This window comes from Micromonospora sp. NPDC005173, assembly GCF_040608515.1.
Lineage (GTDB): Bacteria > Actinomycetota > Actinomycetes > Mycobacteriales > Micromonosporaceae > Micromonospora.
Genome location: NZ_JBEXIK010000022.1, coordinates 35,749 through 50,164 on the forward strand (window position 1 = coordinate 35,749; position 14,416 = coordinate 50,164).

Annotated in this window: 15 protein-coding genes; 8 read left to right on the top strand and 7 right to left on the bottom strand. The window is 71.2% G+C overall.

Annotated elements, in window-relative coordinates:
* Positions 1-265 precede the first annotated feature (265 nt).
* Complete coding sequence (locus ABZV00_RS23030) at positions 266-1,201, bottom strand: kinase (RefSeq protein WP_355609552.1); 936 nt, start codon at positions 1,199-1,201, stop codon at positions 266-268.
* Positions 1,202-1,325: 124 nt separating this feature from the next.
* On the opposite strand from ABZV00_RS23030, the gene ABZV00_RS23035 reads away from it, so the two are divergent.
* The gene (locus ABZV00_RS23035) at positions 1,326-1,895 is read left to right on the top strand and encodes a dihydrofolate reductase family protein (RefSeq protein ID WP_355609555.1); all 570 of its coding nucleotides are present in this window, start codon (positions 1,326-1,328) and stop codon (positions 1,893-1,895) included.
* Positions 1,896-1,905: 10 nt separating this feature from the next.
* Complete coding sequence (locus ABZV00_RS23040; protein WP_355609557.1) at positions 1,906-2,847, top strand: GNAT family N-acetyltransferase; 942 nt, start codon at positions 1,906-1,908, stop codon at positions 2,845-2,847.
* On the opposite strand, the gene ABZV00_RS23045 is transcribed toward ABZV00_RS23040, so the two are convergent.
* From ABZV00_RS23045 to ABZV00_RS23055, 3 genes are all read right to left on the bottom strand, one after another.
* The gene (locus tag ABZV00_RS23045) at positions 2,842-5,499 is read right to left on the bottom strand and encodes an AAA family ATPase (protein ID WP_355609559.1); all 2,658 of its coding nucleotides are present in this window, start codon (positions 5,497-5,499) and stop codon (positions 2,842-2,844) included. The genes ABZV00_RS23040 and ABZV00_RS23045 overlap by 6 nt on opposite strands.
* A 236-nt stretch (positions 5,500-5,735) precedes the next feature.
* Positions 5,736-7,073, bottom strand: coding sequence for an amidohydrolase family protein (locus ABZV00_RS23050; protein ID WP_355609561.1), 1,338 nt, complete (start codon positions 7,071-7,073; stop codon positions 5,736-5,738).
* A 26-nt stretch (positions 7,074-7,099) separates the two neighbouring features.
* Positions 7,100-7,828, bottom strand: a complete 729-nt coding sequence (locus tag ABZV00_RS23055) for an Atu4866 domain-containing protein (protein WP_355609563.1) — start codon at positions 7,826-7,828, stop codon at positions 7,100-7,102.
* 131 nt (positions 7,829-7,959) lie between these two features.
* Here ABZV00_RS23055 and ABZV00_RS23060 point away from each other — a divergent pair, with 131 nt between their 5' ends.
* The gene (locus ABZV00_RS23060) at positions 7,960-8,787 is read left to right on the top strand and encodes a helix-turn-helix transcriptional regulator (protein WP_328419170.1); all 828 of its coding nucleotides are present in this window, start codon (positions 7,960-7,962) and stop codon (positions 8,785-8,787) included.
* 41 nt (positions 8,788-8,828) lie between these two features.
* Here ABZV00_RS23060 and ABZV00_RS23065 read toward each other — a convergent pair whose 3' ends face one another.
* Positions 8,829-9,761: a DMT family transporter gene (locus ABZV00_RS23065; protein ID WP_355609565.1), complete on the bottom strand. Its 933-nt coding sequence runs from the start codon at positions 9,759-9,761 to the stop codon at positions 8,829-8,831.
* Between the two features lie 104 nt (positions 9,762-9,865).
* Here ABZV00_RS23065 and ABZV00_RS23070 point away from each other — a divergent pair, with 104 nt between their 5' ends.
* Positions 9,866-10,759 carry a LysR family transcriptional regulator gene (locus ABZV00_RS23070; RefSeq protein ID WP_355609567.1) on the top strand — a complete coding sequence of 298 codons (894 nt, stop codon included), beginning with the start codon at positions 9,866-9,868 and terminating at the stop codon, positions 10,757-10,759.
* Between the two features lie 30 nt (positions 10,760-10,789).
* Here the strand turns inward: ABZV00_RS23070 and ABZV00_RS23075 are convergent, their stop codons facing one another.
* Both ABZV00_RS23075 and ABZV00_RS23080 read right to left on the bottom strand, forming a co-directional pair.
* A complete protein-coding gene (locus tag ABZV00_RS23075; RefSeq protein WP_355609569.1) occupies positions 10,790-11,773 on the bottom strand; it encodes a hypothetical protein in 984 nt (327 codons plus the stop codon).
* Between the two features lie 589 nt (positions 11,774-12,362).
* Positions 12,363-12,593 (bottom strand): hypothetical protein, encoded by a 231-nt coding sequence (locus tag ABZV00_RS23080; RefSeq protein WP_355609571.1) that lies wholly within the window; start codon positions 12,591-12,593, stop codon positions 12,363-12,365.
* Between the two features lie 164 nt (positions 12,594-12,757).
* Between ABZV00_RS23080 and ABZV00_RS23085 the strand changes: the two genes are divergently transcribed.
* The 4 genes from ABZV00_RS23085 to ABZV00_RS23100 all read left to right on the top strand — a co-directional run bounded on the left by ABZV00_RS23085 (position 12,758) and on the right by ABZV00_RS23100 (position 14,409).
* Positions 12,758-13,099: a winged helix-turn-helix domain-containing protein gene (locus ABZV00_RS23085; protein WP_328419180.1), complete on the top strand. Its 342-nt coding sequence runs from the start codon at positions 12,758-12,760 to the stop codon at positions 13,097-13,099.
* A complete protein-coding gene (locus ABZV00_RS23090) occupies positions 13,100-13,324 on the top strand; it encodes a hypothetical protein (RefSeq protein WP_355609573.1) in 225 nt (74 codons plus the stop codon). It abuts the gene before it with no gap.
* Positions 13,321-13,911, top strand: coding sequence for a CDP-alcohol phosphatidyltransferase family protein (locus ABZV00_RS23095; protein ID WP_355609575.1), 591 nt, complete (start codon positions 13,321-13,323; stop codon positions 13,909-13,911). The genes ABZV00_RS23090 and ABZV00_RS23095 overlap by 4 nt, the downstream gene beginning before the upstream one ends.
* A gap of 108 nt (positions 13,912-14,019) precedes the next feature.
* Positions 14,020-14,409, top strand: coding sequence for a hypothetical protein (locus ABZV00_RS23100; protein ID WP_355609577.1), 390 nt, complete (start codon positions 14,020-14,022; stop codon positions 14,407-14,409).
* Positions 14,410-14,416: the final 7 nt, after the last annotated feature.

Sequence of the window (14,416 nt, forward strand, 5' to 3'; positions counted from 1 at the left end):
GGCAGCCACGGGTGGGCCGTACGCGTGGGTCGGGCCGGCGGCTGCGCCGTGTCCGCCGCGGCGACGGGGCCGGGCTGGGTGAGGGCGGCGCCGGCGTGGACGATGCTGTCCCACCGGGCCGGAGGACTGGGATGTGGCCCGCCATCCGTTCGCCTCTCCACCTGCCCCAACAGTGCTCTACCAGGGGCTTTACCGTCTTGTCCGGTTTGCGACACCGCCCTCGTACCCCGTGGACGGGGTCCCGGGCCGGCCTGGTGTGTCAGCTCTACCCGGCGAGTTCACCGGTGCCGAGCGACCGGTGCACGGTCACCGTGCCGGGCAACGCGACGCACGCCGCGCGCACGTGGTCGATCTTCGCGGCGCGTTCCGGGTCGTCCCGGTCGAGCAGGACGCCGAGGGCGGTGCCGCTGTGCGCGATGACCAGGCCGTAGCCGTCCACCTCGCGGCAGAGCCGGTGCAGCACGTCGAAGTGCCGGCGCGGGCGCAGTTTGCCGTTCAGCACGGCGCTGCGGGTGGTCACCTCGCCAACGGCAGGAAGGTCGCCTGCGCGTACGGCCGCGGTGAGCGCGGCGAGCAGCCGCGCGTACTCCCGCTTGTCGGCCTCGTCGAACGGCTTGGGGATGCGGTTGAAGCGGACGGTGTCCACCGCGCCGCCCTCGTCGTGCGCCACCACGGTGAGCGGGGGCAGCACGCCGATCCGTTCCCGCAGCCGCACCTCCCGGTGGTGAAAGGCGACGATCCCGTCGTACATCACACCGTCGGAGGGCTCGATCCGGCGCAGCAGCGACTCAATGGTGCGCTCGCTCAACGTCCTGCCGAACGCGTCGCCGACCGCTCGGGCGGTGGCCACCAGGTCCGCCGACGAACTGGCGTAGCCCTTCCCCTCGGCCAACCCGCCGCCCAGCTCCAGCACCCCACCGCCGGGAAGGCCGAACAGCTCCATCATCGTGGCGGCCAGCCGGGCCGACTTCCGCTTGTGTTGCGGGAAGACCCGGACCCGGGCCAGCTCGCTGGACGGCCAGAAGGTGGCGGTCGCCCACTGCGCCATCGGGAACGTCACCAGGAAATCCCGGTCGGCATCGGGTAGCACGCCCTGCAACAGCTCACCGAAGGTGCCGAACGCGGTGCCGACGCCGAGTCGGCCGGTGGCCGTCGGCAGCACATCCGGGTCGGCCGTGCACGCCACCTCGCCCGGTCTCACGATCAGACTCCCCCGTTGCGTCGGTTGCCGCCGGTCACGTTACGTCGCTGCTACCGATGCCGGGCGCGGCTGACCAGACTAACGTTCCAGCAGTCAACATCATCTTTGGGAAGCAGCTTCTGACGTGCGAAAACTGACCTACTACATCGCCACCAGCCTGGACGGTTTCATCGCCGGGCCGGACGGGGAGTTCGACTTCTTCGCGTTCGAGGGAGATCTGGCGGCCGCCATCCTGGCCGACTACCCCGAGACCATGCCAACCCACGCGCGGGAGCCGCTGGGGATCGCCACAGCGGCGAACAACAGGTTCGACACCGTCCTGATGGGCCGCGCGACCTACGAACCGGCCCTGGCCATCGGCGTCACGAGCCCGTACGGCCACCTGCGGCAGTACGTGTTCTCCCGGACGCTGGAGCAGCGTGATGCGGCGGTGGAGATCGTCGCCGGCGATCCGGTGGAGTTCGTCCGCGAGCTCAAGCACCTGGACGGGATGGGCATCTGGCTCTGCGGCGGCGCGACGCTCGCCGGCCAACTGGTCGATGAGATCGACGAGCTGATCATCAAGCGTTACCCCGTGGTCCTCGGCTCCGGCATTCCCCTGTTCCGGGCGCCCTTCGCCGTGACGGGCTTCGCGCTGGCCGACACCCGGGTGTTCAACACCGGCGCGACCATTTCCACCTATGTCAAGCACTGAAAGAGGGCCGATGTTGTTCCGCGCCACCACCGGGGCCGATCTCGACCGGGTCACCGGCTTCTCCATCGACGACGCGGTCAGCGCGATCGACGCCGACCGCTACCTGGACGAGTTGGGCCAGGGGATGTACCGGCCGGAGTGGACCTGGATCGCCGAGGTCGACCAGCGGGTGGTGGGCCGCGCGCTGTGGTGGGGGCAGGCGTCCAGCGCGCACCCGGTCGCCCTGGACTGCCTGCACGTCGAGGCGTCTGTCGACGACCGTGCGGCCGTCGCGGCCGACCTCCTCGGCGCGGGGCTGGGGGCCTTCGCGCAGCAGGGTGCGCCGAAGCCGCCGCTGTACAACCTGACGCTGCCCAACGACTGGCGCGCCGATGAGTCCGTCTCCGCGGCGGTGGCCTGGCGGCGCAGAGCGGCGCTGGCGGTCGGGCTGACCGACGAGGTGGAGCGGCTGCGGCTGGAGTGGACGCCGGAGGTCGGGGTGCCCTCGGCCAGCGGCAGGCTCGTCTTCTCGACGGGCTCCGACGAGGAGTTCCTGGACGTGTTCCGTCGGATCGCGGTGGGCAGCCTGGACACCGAGACCCGCCGGAACCTTGCGGTCAAGGGCCCGGAGCTCACCGCCCGGGAGGAGATGGACTTCTACCTGGACTGCCCGGGCGAGCGGGCGTGGTGGCGGCTGGCACACACCGCCGATGGGACGCTCGCCGGGCTGGCGATCCCGTCCGCGACACCGTACAACCGCAATGTCGGGTACCTCGGCGTGGTGCCCGAGCTGCGCGGGCACCGCTACATCGACGACGTCCTCGCCGAGATCACCCGGTTCCACGCCGAGCAGGGGGCCGAGCTGATCACCGCCACCACCGACACGACGAACGTGCCGATGGCCGCGGCGTTCGCGCGGGCCGGTTACCGCACCGCCCAGATCCGGCTGCTCTACTCGGCCCCGGAGTCATGAGGCGAGCACCGTGGCGAGGTCGGTGCGGGAGGTGACACCGAGCTTGGGGAACGCCCGGTACAGGTGGTGCCCGACGGTTCGTGGGCTCAGGAACAACTGCGCGGCGATCTCCCGGTTGGTCGCGCCCGTCGCGGCCAACCGGACGACCTCGCGTTCCTGAGGGCTCAGCCGGCTGAGCGGTCCGCCCAGGGACGGTTCCGCCGCGTCGCCGCTGGCCCGCAGTTCCGCCCTGGCCCGGTGGGCCCACGGCTCGGCGCCGAGCGCCGTGAAGGTGTCGAGTGCGTCCCGCAGGTGGCCGCGCGCTTCGAGTTTCCGGCGTGCGCGGCGCAGCCACTCCCCGTAGAGCAGCCCGGTCCGGGCCTGGTCGACAGCGCTGCCGCCCCGGTGCAGCCGGACGGCCGACCCAAAATGCTGCTCCGCCTCGCCGTCCGATGCGGTCAGGGCACGACAGCGGTGGGCCAGCGCGGCGAGCGCCGGGCGACCGGTCGTCTCGGCCCACTCGTCGAGGAGACGCTCCGGTTCGGCGGCCCGCTCGGGTCGCCCGGCTCGCACCGCCGCTTCGACGAGATCGGGCAGCAGGAAGGCGCCGAACAGCGGATGACCGGATGCCGCCCGCGCCGCCTCGAACCGCTGCAGTGCAGCGTCCGCGCGGCCGAGGCCGAGGTCGAGCAGGCCCAGCGCCCACAGTGCGTCCGCCGTTGCCCGGCCGATTCCACGTGGCTGGGTGTACGACATCGCGTCCCGCGCCAGCCGACGGGCCTGCTCCTCCTCCCCGCGTACCGCCGCCAGGGTCGCCAGGACGGCGCGCAGGTGGGCGGCCCGGTGCGTCAGGTCGTACCCCTCGGCCAGCCGGAGTCCCTCGGCTGCGTGCATGGACGCGGCGTCGTGCTGCCCGAGGGTCATCTCCACCCGGGCGAGCAGGTGCAGCGCGGTGGGCAGCCACCCACCCATGCCGCTGTCCCGGCAGTGGTCGACGGCCTCGGCCGCGATCTCGTACGCGGCCTCGTCATCGGCGGTCAGGTGGCAGTAGATCCCGGTCATCAGGCGGTCCATGAACCCGGGGTCGGTGCGACCGCGCGCCGCCACGAGTGGTCGGAGCGCGCGCAGCGCCCCGGGCACATCGCCGGCGAACAGGCGGCCGGGCACGGCCAGCACCGGCTCCGCGGGGGCCTGGGCCGCTACCGCCGCGATCAGGTCGGCGTTCCCGGAGGAGAACGCGGCGTGCAGGGCGTCCACCAGCAGCGCGGGAAGTTTGTCCGGCCGGCGGGGACCGATCTGGTTGGCGCAGTCGAGCAGTATGCGGCCGGCGACGTCCGGGCTGCCGTACCCGAGCTCTACCACCGCCCAGACCCGCGCGAGGTCCGCGGCCAGGCCGGGGTCCTGCGACGCCACCTCGACCATCGCCGCGAGCCGACCGCCCCGCTCGTCCTGGCCCGCGTCGGCGGCGGCCTGCGCGGCGGCGATGAACCGGCGCGCCCGGTCCTCCGGCTCGGCCGTGAGCTGGGCTGCCCGCTCGTACGCCGCGGAAGCCGACGCGAGCGCCTGCCGGCCGCCGGCCCAGACCGCGACCCGCTCCAACTCGTCGGCGACCCGGTCGTCCGGCCCGGTCGCCGCGGCGGCCAACTGCCAGGCGCGCCGATGCGCGTGCTCGGGTGCGACGAGTACCGCTGCCATCGCCTGGTGCGCGGCGACCCGGCCGGCGAACGGGCTGCCCTGGTACGCCGCGTACCGGATCAGCGGATGCCGGAAGCGCAGCACACCGCCGGTCAGCACGATGAGATCGGCGCGCTCGGCAGGCTCCAGGTCACCGACCGTCGCGCCCGCGGCCCGCAGGATCAGGTCGAGTGTTCCGGTGTCGTCCGCGGCTGCCATCAGCAGCAGCGCCCGGGTGGCCTCGGGGAGCCGGCGGATCTGATCCTGGAAGGCGTCCAGGACCCGGTTCGAGGGCGCGGACAACGTCAACGGGCTGAGCTGACCGGCGCGCTGTGTCGGAGTCAGTGCGGCGGAGAGTTCCCGCAGCGCGAGCGGGTTGCCCTGCGCCTCGTCCAGGATCCTCTCCCGGACGTACGGCGGCAGGTCCACGACCAGTGCCGCGGCGGCCTCCTGGTCGAGCCCCGCGAGGTGCAGCGTGGGAAGCCCGACGACCCCGGCCACGCCGGCGGTGTCCCGGGCAGCGAAGATCAGCACGACGCCCTCGACCTGCAACCGGCGGGCGGCGAACGTCAACGCGTCCACCGATGCCCGGTCGAGCCACTGCACGTCGTCCACCAGGCAGAGCAGCGTCCCCTCACCGGCGGCCTCCGCCAGCATGGTGAGCCCGGCCAGGCCGATGATGAAGCGGTCCCGCACCGTGTCGTCGGTGAGCCCGAAGACCGCCCGCAGTGCCCTGGCCTGGGGGCCGGGCAGCTGGTCGACGAGGTCCATGACCGGCAGGAACAACTGGTGCAGGCCGGCGAAGGCCAGCTCGGTCTCCGACTCCAGGCCATCGATCCGCAGCACCCGCATCCCGGACGCGCGAGCGGCGGCGTAGTCGAGCAGCGCGGTCTTGCCGATGCCGGCTTCGCCGTGGATCAGCAGAGTGCTGCTCGCGCCGTCCACGGCAGCGTCCAGCATCCGGTCGATCTGGTCGCGCTCGGCCGCCCGGCCCTGCATCACGTACCCCCGTCGTCACCGGTCCCGGCGGCCGCCGTAGCGCCGACGCGACGCCGTGCAGCCGCCCGCCGAACCTCGGAGGCGCAGGTCATGAACCTAGCCGATTGCATTTCTTTCGCCGCTTCGAGCGTCTGGGCGTCAGCGGCGGCCGACTCCGCGCGCGCCGCGGGTCGGGCGGTGGCCCGGCCCGCGGCGCCGTCGTTCCGCGGCCGGGCGCATCCGCCGCGAGTCGCGGATCACCCCGAGGCGACGGCCTTCAGGATCGCGTCGCGGGACGCGGTCACCTCCCGGCGCAGCTCGTCCAGGTCCACGCCGACCAGGTGCCCGTCCGCCTTGCGAATCCGTCCGGCCACCACGACGGTCTCGATGTTGCGGGGGTCCGCCCCGAGCACCAGGGTGCCGACCGCGTCGTTGAGCGGCATCGTGTTGATGTCATCGGCCCTGACCACCAGCAGGTCCGCCTGCTTGCCTGGGGTGAGGGAGCCGGTCAGGTCGCCGAGTCCGTTGGTACGGGCCCCCTGCAGCGTGGCGAAGTCCAGCACGTCGCGGGTGGTGATCCGGTGCGGCACGGTGTCCGTGCCGTAGGCGGCGTTTACCGCACGCATGCGCTGGATCGCGTGCAGTGCTCGCATCTGGGTGAACATGTCGCTGGCCAGTGCGACCTCCACGTCGATGCTGAGCCCGGGCCGGATACCGGCGGCCAGCGCCTCCTCGATCGCGGGCACCGCCGTCTCCAGACCGATCTGCGCGTCGGAGGTCGGCGCCAGCGACACGGTGACCCCGGCGTCGCCCATCGCCCGCCACGCGTCCGCAGTGAGGCCGGTGGCGTGGATAAGGGTCAGGCCCGGGTCGAGCAGGCCGTCGGCGGCCCAGCGCAGGATCGCCGCGGAGGACGGCGCGCCGAACACCGCGTCGATACTGACACCGAGGCCGAGATCGCGGGCGACGGCCGCCAGTTCCCGCCCGTAGGCCAGTGCCGGGCCGGCGATCTCATCGGTGGCCAGCGCTGCGAGGCGCAGCGTCACCAGGCCGTCGTTAACCCCGTGGTACGCCCCACGCAGGCGTTCCAGGTCGCCGGGCCACTGGCGGTCCCAGTCGCCGAAGTGTGGCCCCATCGATGCGTGCACGCCCCGGATGCCGGTGTCGACCAGCGCCTGGATCGCCGCGTCCGAATGCGCCGCCGTGCGGGAGTTGTGCGAGAAGTCCAGCATCGTGGTGATGCCGGCATCGAGGGCGGTGAGCGCGGCGAGGCGGGTGCCCACGTACATGTCGTGCGGCGTGTATGCGGGCGCGACCCTGGCCAGCGTCGACATCACGTACTCCCCCAGGTCGGTCACGTCGGGGATGCTGCGGCGCAACTGCGCCTGCCAGGCGTGCCGGTGGGTGTCGACGAATCCGGGGCTGACGATCCGCCCGGCCGTGTTGATCACGGTGGCGCCCGCCGCTTCCGGATGCGACCGAAGGTCGGGGCCGACCGCGACGATCCGGTCCCCGCGTACCAGCACGTCACCTCGCTCCAGGTCGCCGATTCGCGGGTCCATCGTGACGACCGTGCCTCCGGTGAACAACAACATTGGGGTGTCTCCTTCGCTACGTGTGGTCACTGCTGGTGGAACACGTATCCGGCGTGGTGCAGCACGCCGTCGGTGAACAGGCCGTACGCCCAGAAGCCCAGGTCGTCGTGGTAGACGATCCGGTCGCCGTCGATCCAGAACGACCCCTGGTACGCGTGTGGCCGACCACCCCGTGTCTCGTCGTACCGGCCGTCGGCGGTGAGTTCCTGGTGCACGAAGCCGCTCTCGTCGATCCACATGCCGAGGTACGGGCTCTGCTCCGACCGCGGGCGGACGTCGGGCTCGATCGGGGCGGGCGTGAGCCGGCGGCCGTTGAAGAGCGCGATCTCACCGTCGACGACGATCGCGGCTGCCTGTTCCGGCCACCAGACGATCATCTCCAGGACGGACGCGCCCGAGGTCCGGTCGGCGACCACGGCGAAGGTGGCAGGGTTACCGGGCGTGAGCGCGCCGACCCGGTCGGCGGGGCGGGCGCGCAGGCCGGCGACGGCGACACCGTCGATGACCGCCGGCACGATGGTCAGTCCGGTGCAGTCGACGACGATCGCGCCGTCGTCCTCGGCCGCAGTGTGCAGGCCCGGCCCGACTCCGACGATCACCTCGCCGTCGAGCAGCAGGTCGACGGCAGAAAGGTCACCAATCGCCGGGTCGAGCGTGTGGATGGTGGCGTTGACGAACATCAGTGGGCGACGCCGGTCACCGGTATTCGCGGTGATCCTCGCCAGCACCGCCTCGTCGAGCATCGGGATGCTCACGACGTACCTCCGAAAGGGGTTGGGGTTTGTCCTCCCACCGTCGGAGATATCGGGGCCGGCAACCAGACCGGGCGTAACCGGGGTGCGGCGCACCCTGCCTGGTCGAAGCCAGCCTGGTTACCGTTGGTGGCATGCCAACCACCGCGCTCGGGACGTTCCTCACCGCTCGGCGTGCCCGGCTCACGCCGGGCGACGTCGGCCTCGTGTCCAGCGGCGTCCGGCGGGTCGCGGGGCTGCGCCGCGAGGAGGTCGCGGTGCTGGCCGGGGTGAGCGTCGACTACTACACCCGTCTGGAGCAGGGACGGGAGCGCAACCCGTCAGCTTCGGTGCTGGACGCCGTGGCCCGGGCGCTGGACCTCGGACCGGACGCCCGCGACCATCTCTTCCGACTGGCGGACATATCGCCCGGCAGCGCGCCGGGTCCCGCCCGGCCCCGGGTCGAGCAGAGCCTGCGGGAACTGCTCGACGCCTGGCCGGACACTCCGGCGATCGTCATCGACCGGCGGCTCGACCTGCTGGCCCGCAACGCGCTGGCGGATGCGTTCTACGCGGACTTCGCCGAGGCGGACAGCATCGTCCGGATGACCTTCCTGGACCCGGCTGGCGGCACGTTCTTCGTCGACTGGCAGCGAGCCGCCGAGGCGTGCGTGGCGAACCTGCGCCTGGCCCTCGGCCATGACCCGCACGACCGGCGGGTGCGGGAGCTGGTCCAGGAGGCGGGTGCGGCCAGCCCGGAGTTCCGCCGGCTGTGGGCGCGCAACGACGTGCAGGGCAAGACGCACGAGACGAAGACGTTCCGGCACGGCGCGGTGGGCGAAATGACGCTGTCGTATCACACGTTCGACGTGCGGGGCGCCCCCGGCCAGCAGTTGATCGTGTACCGCGCGGAGCCGCGCAGCCGAAGCGCTGAGGCGCTTCGGCTGCTGGGCACGCTGGCCGCCAGCAACTGGCCCATGTAAGGCTTTCCGTCAGGTCGCCGGCGAACGCCATCTGGATGCGGTCACTGGCGTACGTCCTGTTCCTGTCGCGGAAGGCGACGGATCACGTCTGTCGGTGCCGGCGGCCGGCCGTGTAGGCGGGTCAGACCGACCCCGACGAGCACGACCACCATCCCGATGGCGATCCGGAGGCCGAAGTCCTCGTCGAGCACGATGACCCCCAACGCCACCGAGACCACCGGCAGCAGATAGCCGACGGTCGCCGTGTTGGTGGCGCCCTCGGCGGCGATGTTCCGGTAGGTGAGGTGGAAGGTGACTCCGGTGGCGACGACGCCCAGGATCACGACGGCGATCAGGGCCTTCGGGCCGATCTCGATCGACGTCAGACCGCCGGCCGGCAAGGTCACCGCGGTCAGGCCGGTCGCCGCGATGAGCTGCGCCGCGGACAGCGAGATGGTGGGGACGCCCTTGCCGACCAGGTTGCGGCCGATGTACGCGAAGCCGACGGCGTAGCTGGCCGCCGCAGCGACGATGGCGAGGGCGCCCCAGCCGATCGGCCCGGTCGTCTCCCACGGAGCGAAGATCAGCACGACCCCGCTGAACCCGAGGAGGAGCCCGCCCAGCCGGGCCGGCCGGAGTCCGCGCTCGGTTCCGATGACGACGCCGATCAGCAGCGACCACAGCGGGGTCGTCGCGTTCAGTGCGCCGGCCACCCCCGAGTCGATGGTCTGCTGGCCGACGCTGAACATGGCGAACGGCAGTGCGTTGCAGAACAGGGCGGCCACGACGATGTGACCCCAGGTCCCCCGGCCCCGGGGCAACCGCCGGCCCGAGGCCAGGCATGCGACCAGCAGAGTGGCCGATCCGAGTACGCAACGGCTGAGGGTGACCTGGACCGGAGTCAGTGCGTCCAGGGCCAGCTCGATCCAGAGAAAGGTCGATCCCCACAGCAGGGCGAGCACGCCCACCCGCGCCCACGCCCATGTCCTGCCCACGACACCGTCACCCCTGATCTCCTTGATCGGCCCCCATGAACGGTGCCGCACCCCAACCCGTAAGGACAAGCAAAAGATTCTGCACTTACGTTAAGTTGTGCTACATGCTTGATGTGAGACGCATGCAGGTGCTGCGGGCGGTGGTCACCAGCGGGTCGGTGACCGCGGCGGCAGCGCACCTCGGCTACACCCCCTCCGCCGTCAGCCAGCAGGTGGCGGCCCTGGAAAAGGAGGCCGGGATCGCGCTGCTCGAACGGGTCGGCCGGGGTGTGCGGCCCACAGCGGCCGGTCAACTGCTCGTCGGGCACGCGGCCGTCATCAGCCAGCGCGTGGCCGAAGCGGAGACCGCGCTGGCCGACCTGCGCACGGGGCGGACGGGCCGGCTGACCGTCCGCTATTTCGCCTCGGTCGGCCCGACCCTGCTGGCACCCGCCCTCGCCCGACTCCGGCGCGAGCATCCGGGCGTGGCGATAGACCCCAAGCTCACCGATCCGGATGATCCACTGCCGGAGGTGGAGCAGGGCAACGCCGACCTGGCCATTGTGGTCCGCCGGCCGAGCGACGAAATCCGCCAGGGCATCCGTGTGGTGCACCTGCTCGACGACGCGTATCAGGCTGTGTTGCCCACCGAACACCCGCTCGCCGCACAACAGGTGATCGACCTGGCCGACCTCGCCGGCGAACCCTGGGTCGGCAGCGAACCGCCCGGCCCCTGCCTGGAGCCAATCACCGACGCCTGCGCCGCAGCAGGCTTCAGTCCGGATTTTGTCGTGAGGTCGGAGGACTACGCCACGGCCCAGGGATTCGTCGCAGCCGGCCTCGGAGTCAGCCTGATCCCCCGACTCGGGCTCGGCACCCGCCATCCCGGCGTCGCCACCCGCCCGGTCCGCCGCCCGGAGCCGATCAGGAGGATCTACGCCGCGGTCCGGGAGATCTCACTGGCCCAGCCGGCACTGCGCGCGCTGATCGACGCCCTCATGGACGCCGCCAAGGAGTGACACGTGGGCGTCCCGGGTAGCAGCCTGGTGCTATTCGCCCTTGGTCGGTGCGGGCGAGCGGCCGCGGTAGCCGATGGCGCCTTCGCCCACCCGCTGGTAGGTGCCGACGAATGCGTCGCCGGGGCCGGTGAACGCGACCGTCCCGGTGTTGCCGCGCTTGTCCCGCCAGCTCGCCCTGGCCAATGGCAAAGAGTCGGCACCGATCGCGAAGGTGATCCCGTTCGAGCGGTACCAGCCGCCGCCCCATCCCTCCTCCGTGTGGTACCAGTGTTTCGCCATGCCGGCGTCGGGGTGATCGGCCCGCCACCGCCCGGTCAGCGAGCCGCGCAACTCGTGCGGCGACTCCGCACCAGCCGGACGGCACCAGCCGTAGAAGCCGTCTAGTTCGGCGGTGAAGGTGACCGCGTACTCCGCGCCGGAAGCGTCTGCCCAGGCGAGGTCTGCGAGCAGGCTCTGCTCGCCGCGGTCCACGTACGCGATGACCGTCGGGCCGGGCTGCCACGCGCCGCCCATGGCCTGCAGTGTGCGGGTCGAGTACCGGAGCACCGGTTCCTCGGCCTCGCGCTGGTCCATGGCCCGCGCGGACCGGCCCCGGTCGAACACCGCGTCGATGGTGATCCGGTTGAGCCAGAGCATGCTGCGGGCGTCAACGGCACTGGCCAGCCGGAGCTTGTTCGCACCCGGCCGCAGCCGGCCGGCGGGTACGGCAAAGTCCATCTGCTGAAAGAGGTCTCCCCCGCCCGGGATGTGCCAGCCGTGCACCAGGCACCGATCGTTGACGGTGATGTCGAGCGGCGCGAACCCGACCGCACTGCCCAGCTTCGACACCAGCGCCACGATCCCCAGGGTGGCTTCCCCGTTGGCGTCCGCCGCCGGAACGTCGAACGTCAGCTCCACGGAGCCGTCGGCGTCCAGCTTGAGATGTCCCCCGGCCTCGATGCCGCGGTTGATGCTCAGGACGGCATTCGCGGTCGACGCCGGTTTCTGGGCGAACGTCACATAGGTCGGTTGCATCGCGCGATGCTACCCGCCGAGCAAAGGGCAGAGACCAGCCTCGTCAGGGCAACGAGGCCGGTGCAATGCTCAGCGGCTCCAGCGATGGAACGTCAGCACCTCTTCATCTGCCCAGGGCCTCGGCAACTCCACGGTCACCAGCAGGGCCACGACCGCCTCACAGACCTCCCGGCTGTCCACATAGTCTTATGTCGGCGACCCAACCAACGCCGACCTCACGATCACCGCGCCCGGCGCCACCGAACCCTCCGAAGGAGTTGTCCGCATCCACAACGCTCACGCGGACATCAACTTCTCCGTCGGAGCGTTCACCGCCCAACCGATGTCGCTGCCTGGTGAGCCCATCACCAAGGACGGCTACAGCCGCGCGAAGGTCACCGTGCCGTAGCCGACCCGCACGAGCACCGAGACTCCCGCGACATGCTTGCCTTCGCTGCCCGGCACGGCATCCGGGCCGGGGTGGAGACCTTCCCGATCGCCGACGACACCCCCGGTCAGCCCTCATCGTTGACCGTCGCCCGCTCACCTCTCGTGCCCGCCAGTAACCGGTCGACCCGATTGCTACTGGCCCGTCGATGGCCCGGGCGGCTCACCCCACCAGGTTCAGGACCCCCAGGACAATCGACAAAGCGATCGCGACCAGCGTGATGCCGGCGACGGCGCGCATGACTGTCCGGGTGGCTCGGCTGCCTCCGGTGCCCTGAGCAAGGCGGCCCATCATCTCCGTCCGCGCGTCGATGGAGTACGGGTTGGTGCTCGTATCCACGTAGCTGCATTGCAACCAGTCGCGGTCTGGATTCGGGTCCTGAGTCGTGCCCATGCACTCAGTGTGGGCCGTGGCGCAGGGAGCAGGAAAGACTCCGAACGGAGCACGGATCTCGCACATGGGTCGGTGAGGTCTTGCGCCTCGCGCGTCGGCCCGCTTCGGAGTTGACGGACGCGCTTGCTCGTGCCAATAATAGTTGGCATGAGCCAAGGTGAGCTATGGGAGAGCTGAGCGGCGATCGGCTGATCGAGGTCCTTGCCACTCTGGCCAGTCCGCACAGACTGCGTGTGCTCGCCGCACTGACCGGCGGACGCGCCTACGTCTCACAGCTCGCCCGCGATCTGGGCATCAGCCGCGCACTGCTGCAGGTGCACCTCAAGAAGTTGGAAAAGGCCGGGCTGGTCACCGCGCATCTGGAGTTGTCCGAGGACGGCAAGGCACTCAAGTACTACGAGGCCACGCCGTTCTCGCTGCACCTCACGCCCGACGTGGTGGCGGCTGCCGCCACGACCCTGAGCAACGCCGGAGACGGCGACGCCGTACCGAAAGGAAAAATTTAGATGGACGTCGGCTCGGTCTTCCTCGTCGTCATCGCCGCCCTGCTCATCTCGGTTGTCTGGTATGCGGGCGTCCGCAAGCGGGCTACGGTGTCGAACGAACTGCAGCGGCAGTACGCCGAGCAGGCCGCCGAAACACGGCGCCTGCTCACCGACGTGAGCGCGCAGCTGGACGATCTGAACCGGCGCACCGCGGACATGCAACGCATCCTCAAGGACGCCGAATGACCGCCCTCGGCCTCAGTCCGCCGGTCACGCTACTCAACGTTCCCAACGCCATCACCGCCGTACGAACGGCCAGCTCCGTCGGGCTCGCCGTGGCAGCGCTGACCCACCGCAGCGCCCACCTGCTCGTCGCCGCGTACCTGATCTACTGGATCGGTGACATCCTCGACGGTGTCGCCGCCCGGGGGCTGGGACAGGAGACGCGCACCGGCGCGGTCTTCGACATCGTCGCGGACCGTGCCTGCACGTCGGCCTGTGCCGCCGCACTGGTCGTGCTGCGGCCCGCCACCGCCCTGCCGGTCGCGGTGTTCCTCGTCCAGTTCATGGTCATCGACCAGTTGCTGAGCCTGATGTTCCTGCGCTGGCCGCTGCTGAGCCCGAGCTACTTCGCCCGCGTCGATCGCCGCATCTACCGGTGGAACTGGTCTCCGCCGGCAAAGGCGCTGAACACCGCCGCGGTGGTGATCCTGGCGATCTTCGCGCCGATGGCCGCGGCCGTCACGTTCGCCCTCGGGGTCGCCGCGGTGAAGGTCGTCTCGTTGGTCTGCGCCGCCAAGTTGCCGGCAGGCCTGCCGCACACCCGGCCATGATCGCCGTCCTGTGCGGCTGCGGCCGTCGGGCTCCTGTCGGCTTTCCTGCCGTTCACCCCGGCCGAGCCGTACCTGATCGCGGTCGTAGCGACGACCGGCACGCCGCCCGTGGCGCTCGGCGTAGCCGCCGCAGCCGGTCAGACTGCCGGCAAGGTCCTGATCTTCCTCGGTGCGCGCGGCGCGATCCGCTCGACCTGGCTGCAACGCCGGCTCAGCAGACGCCCGCCCACCGCGCCGGAGCCACCGGGCCGACTGGGCACGATGCTCGCGCGTCCGAAGGCGGCCGGTGCGCGACTCGTCGAGGTGATGGAACGCCCCCGCCAGGCGACCGGGGTGCTGCTGGTCAGCGCCGTCACCGGATTTCCACCGCTGCTGGCCGCCAGCGTCTACTTGGGCCGCACACCCATGCGCCCGGTCGCCTTCGCTGCGACGTGCCTGCTGGGCCGAGCGATCCGCTTCGTAGCGATCGCGCTGGCCCCGCAGCTTGCCGCCTACTGAACGGTGG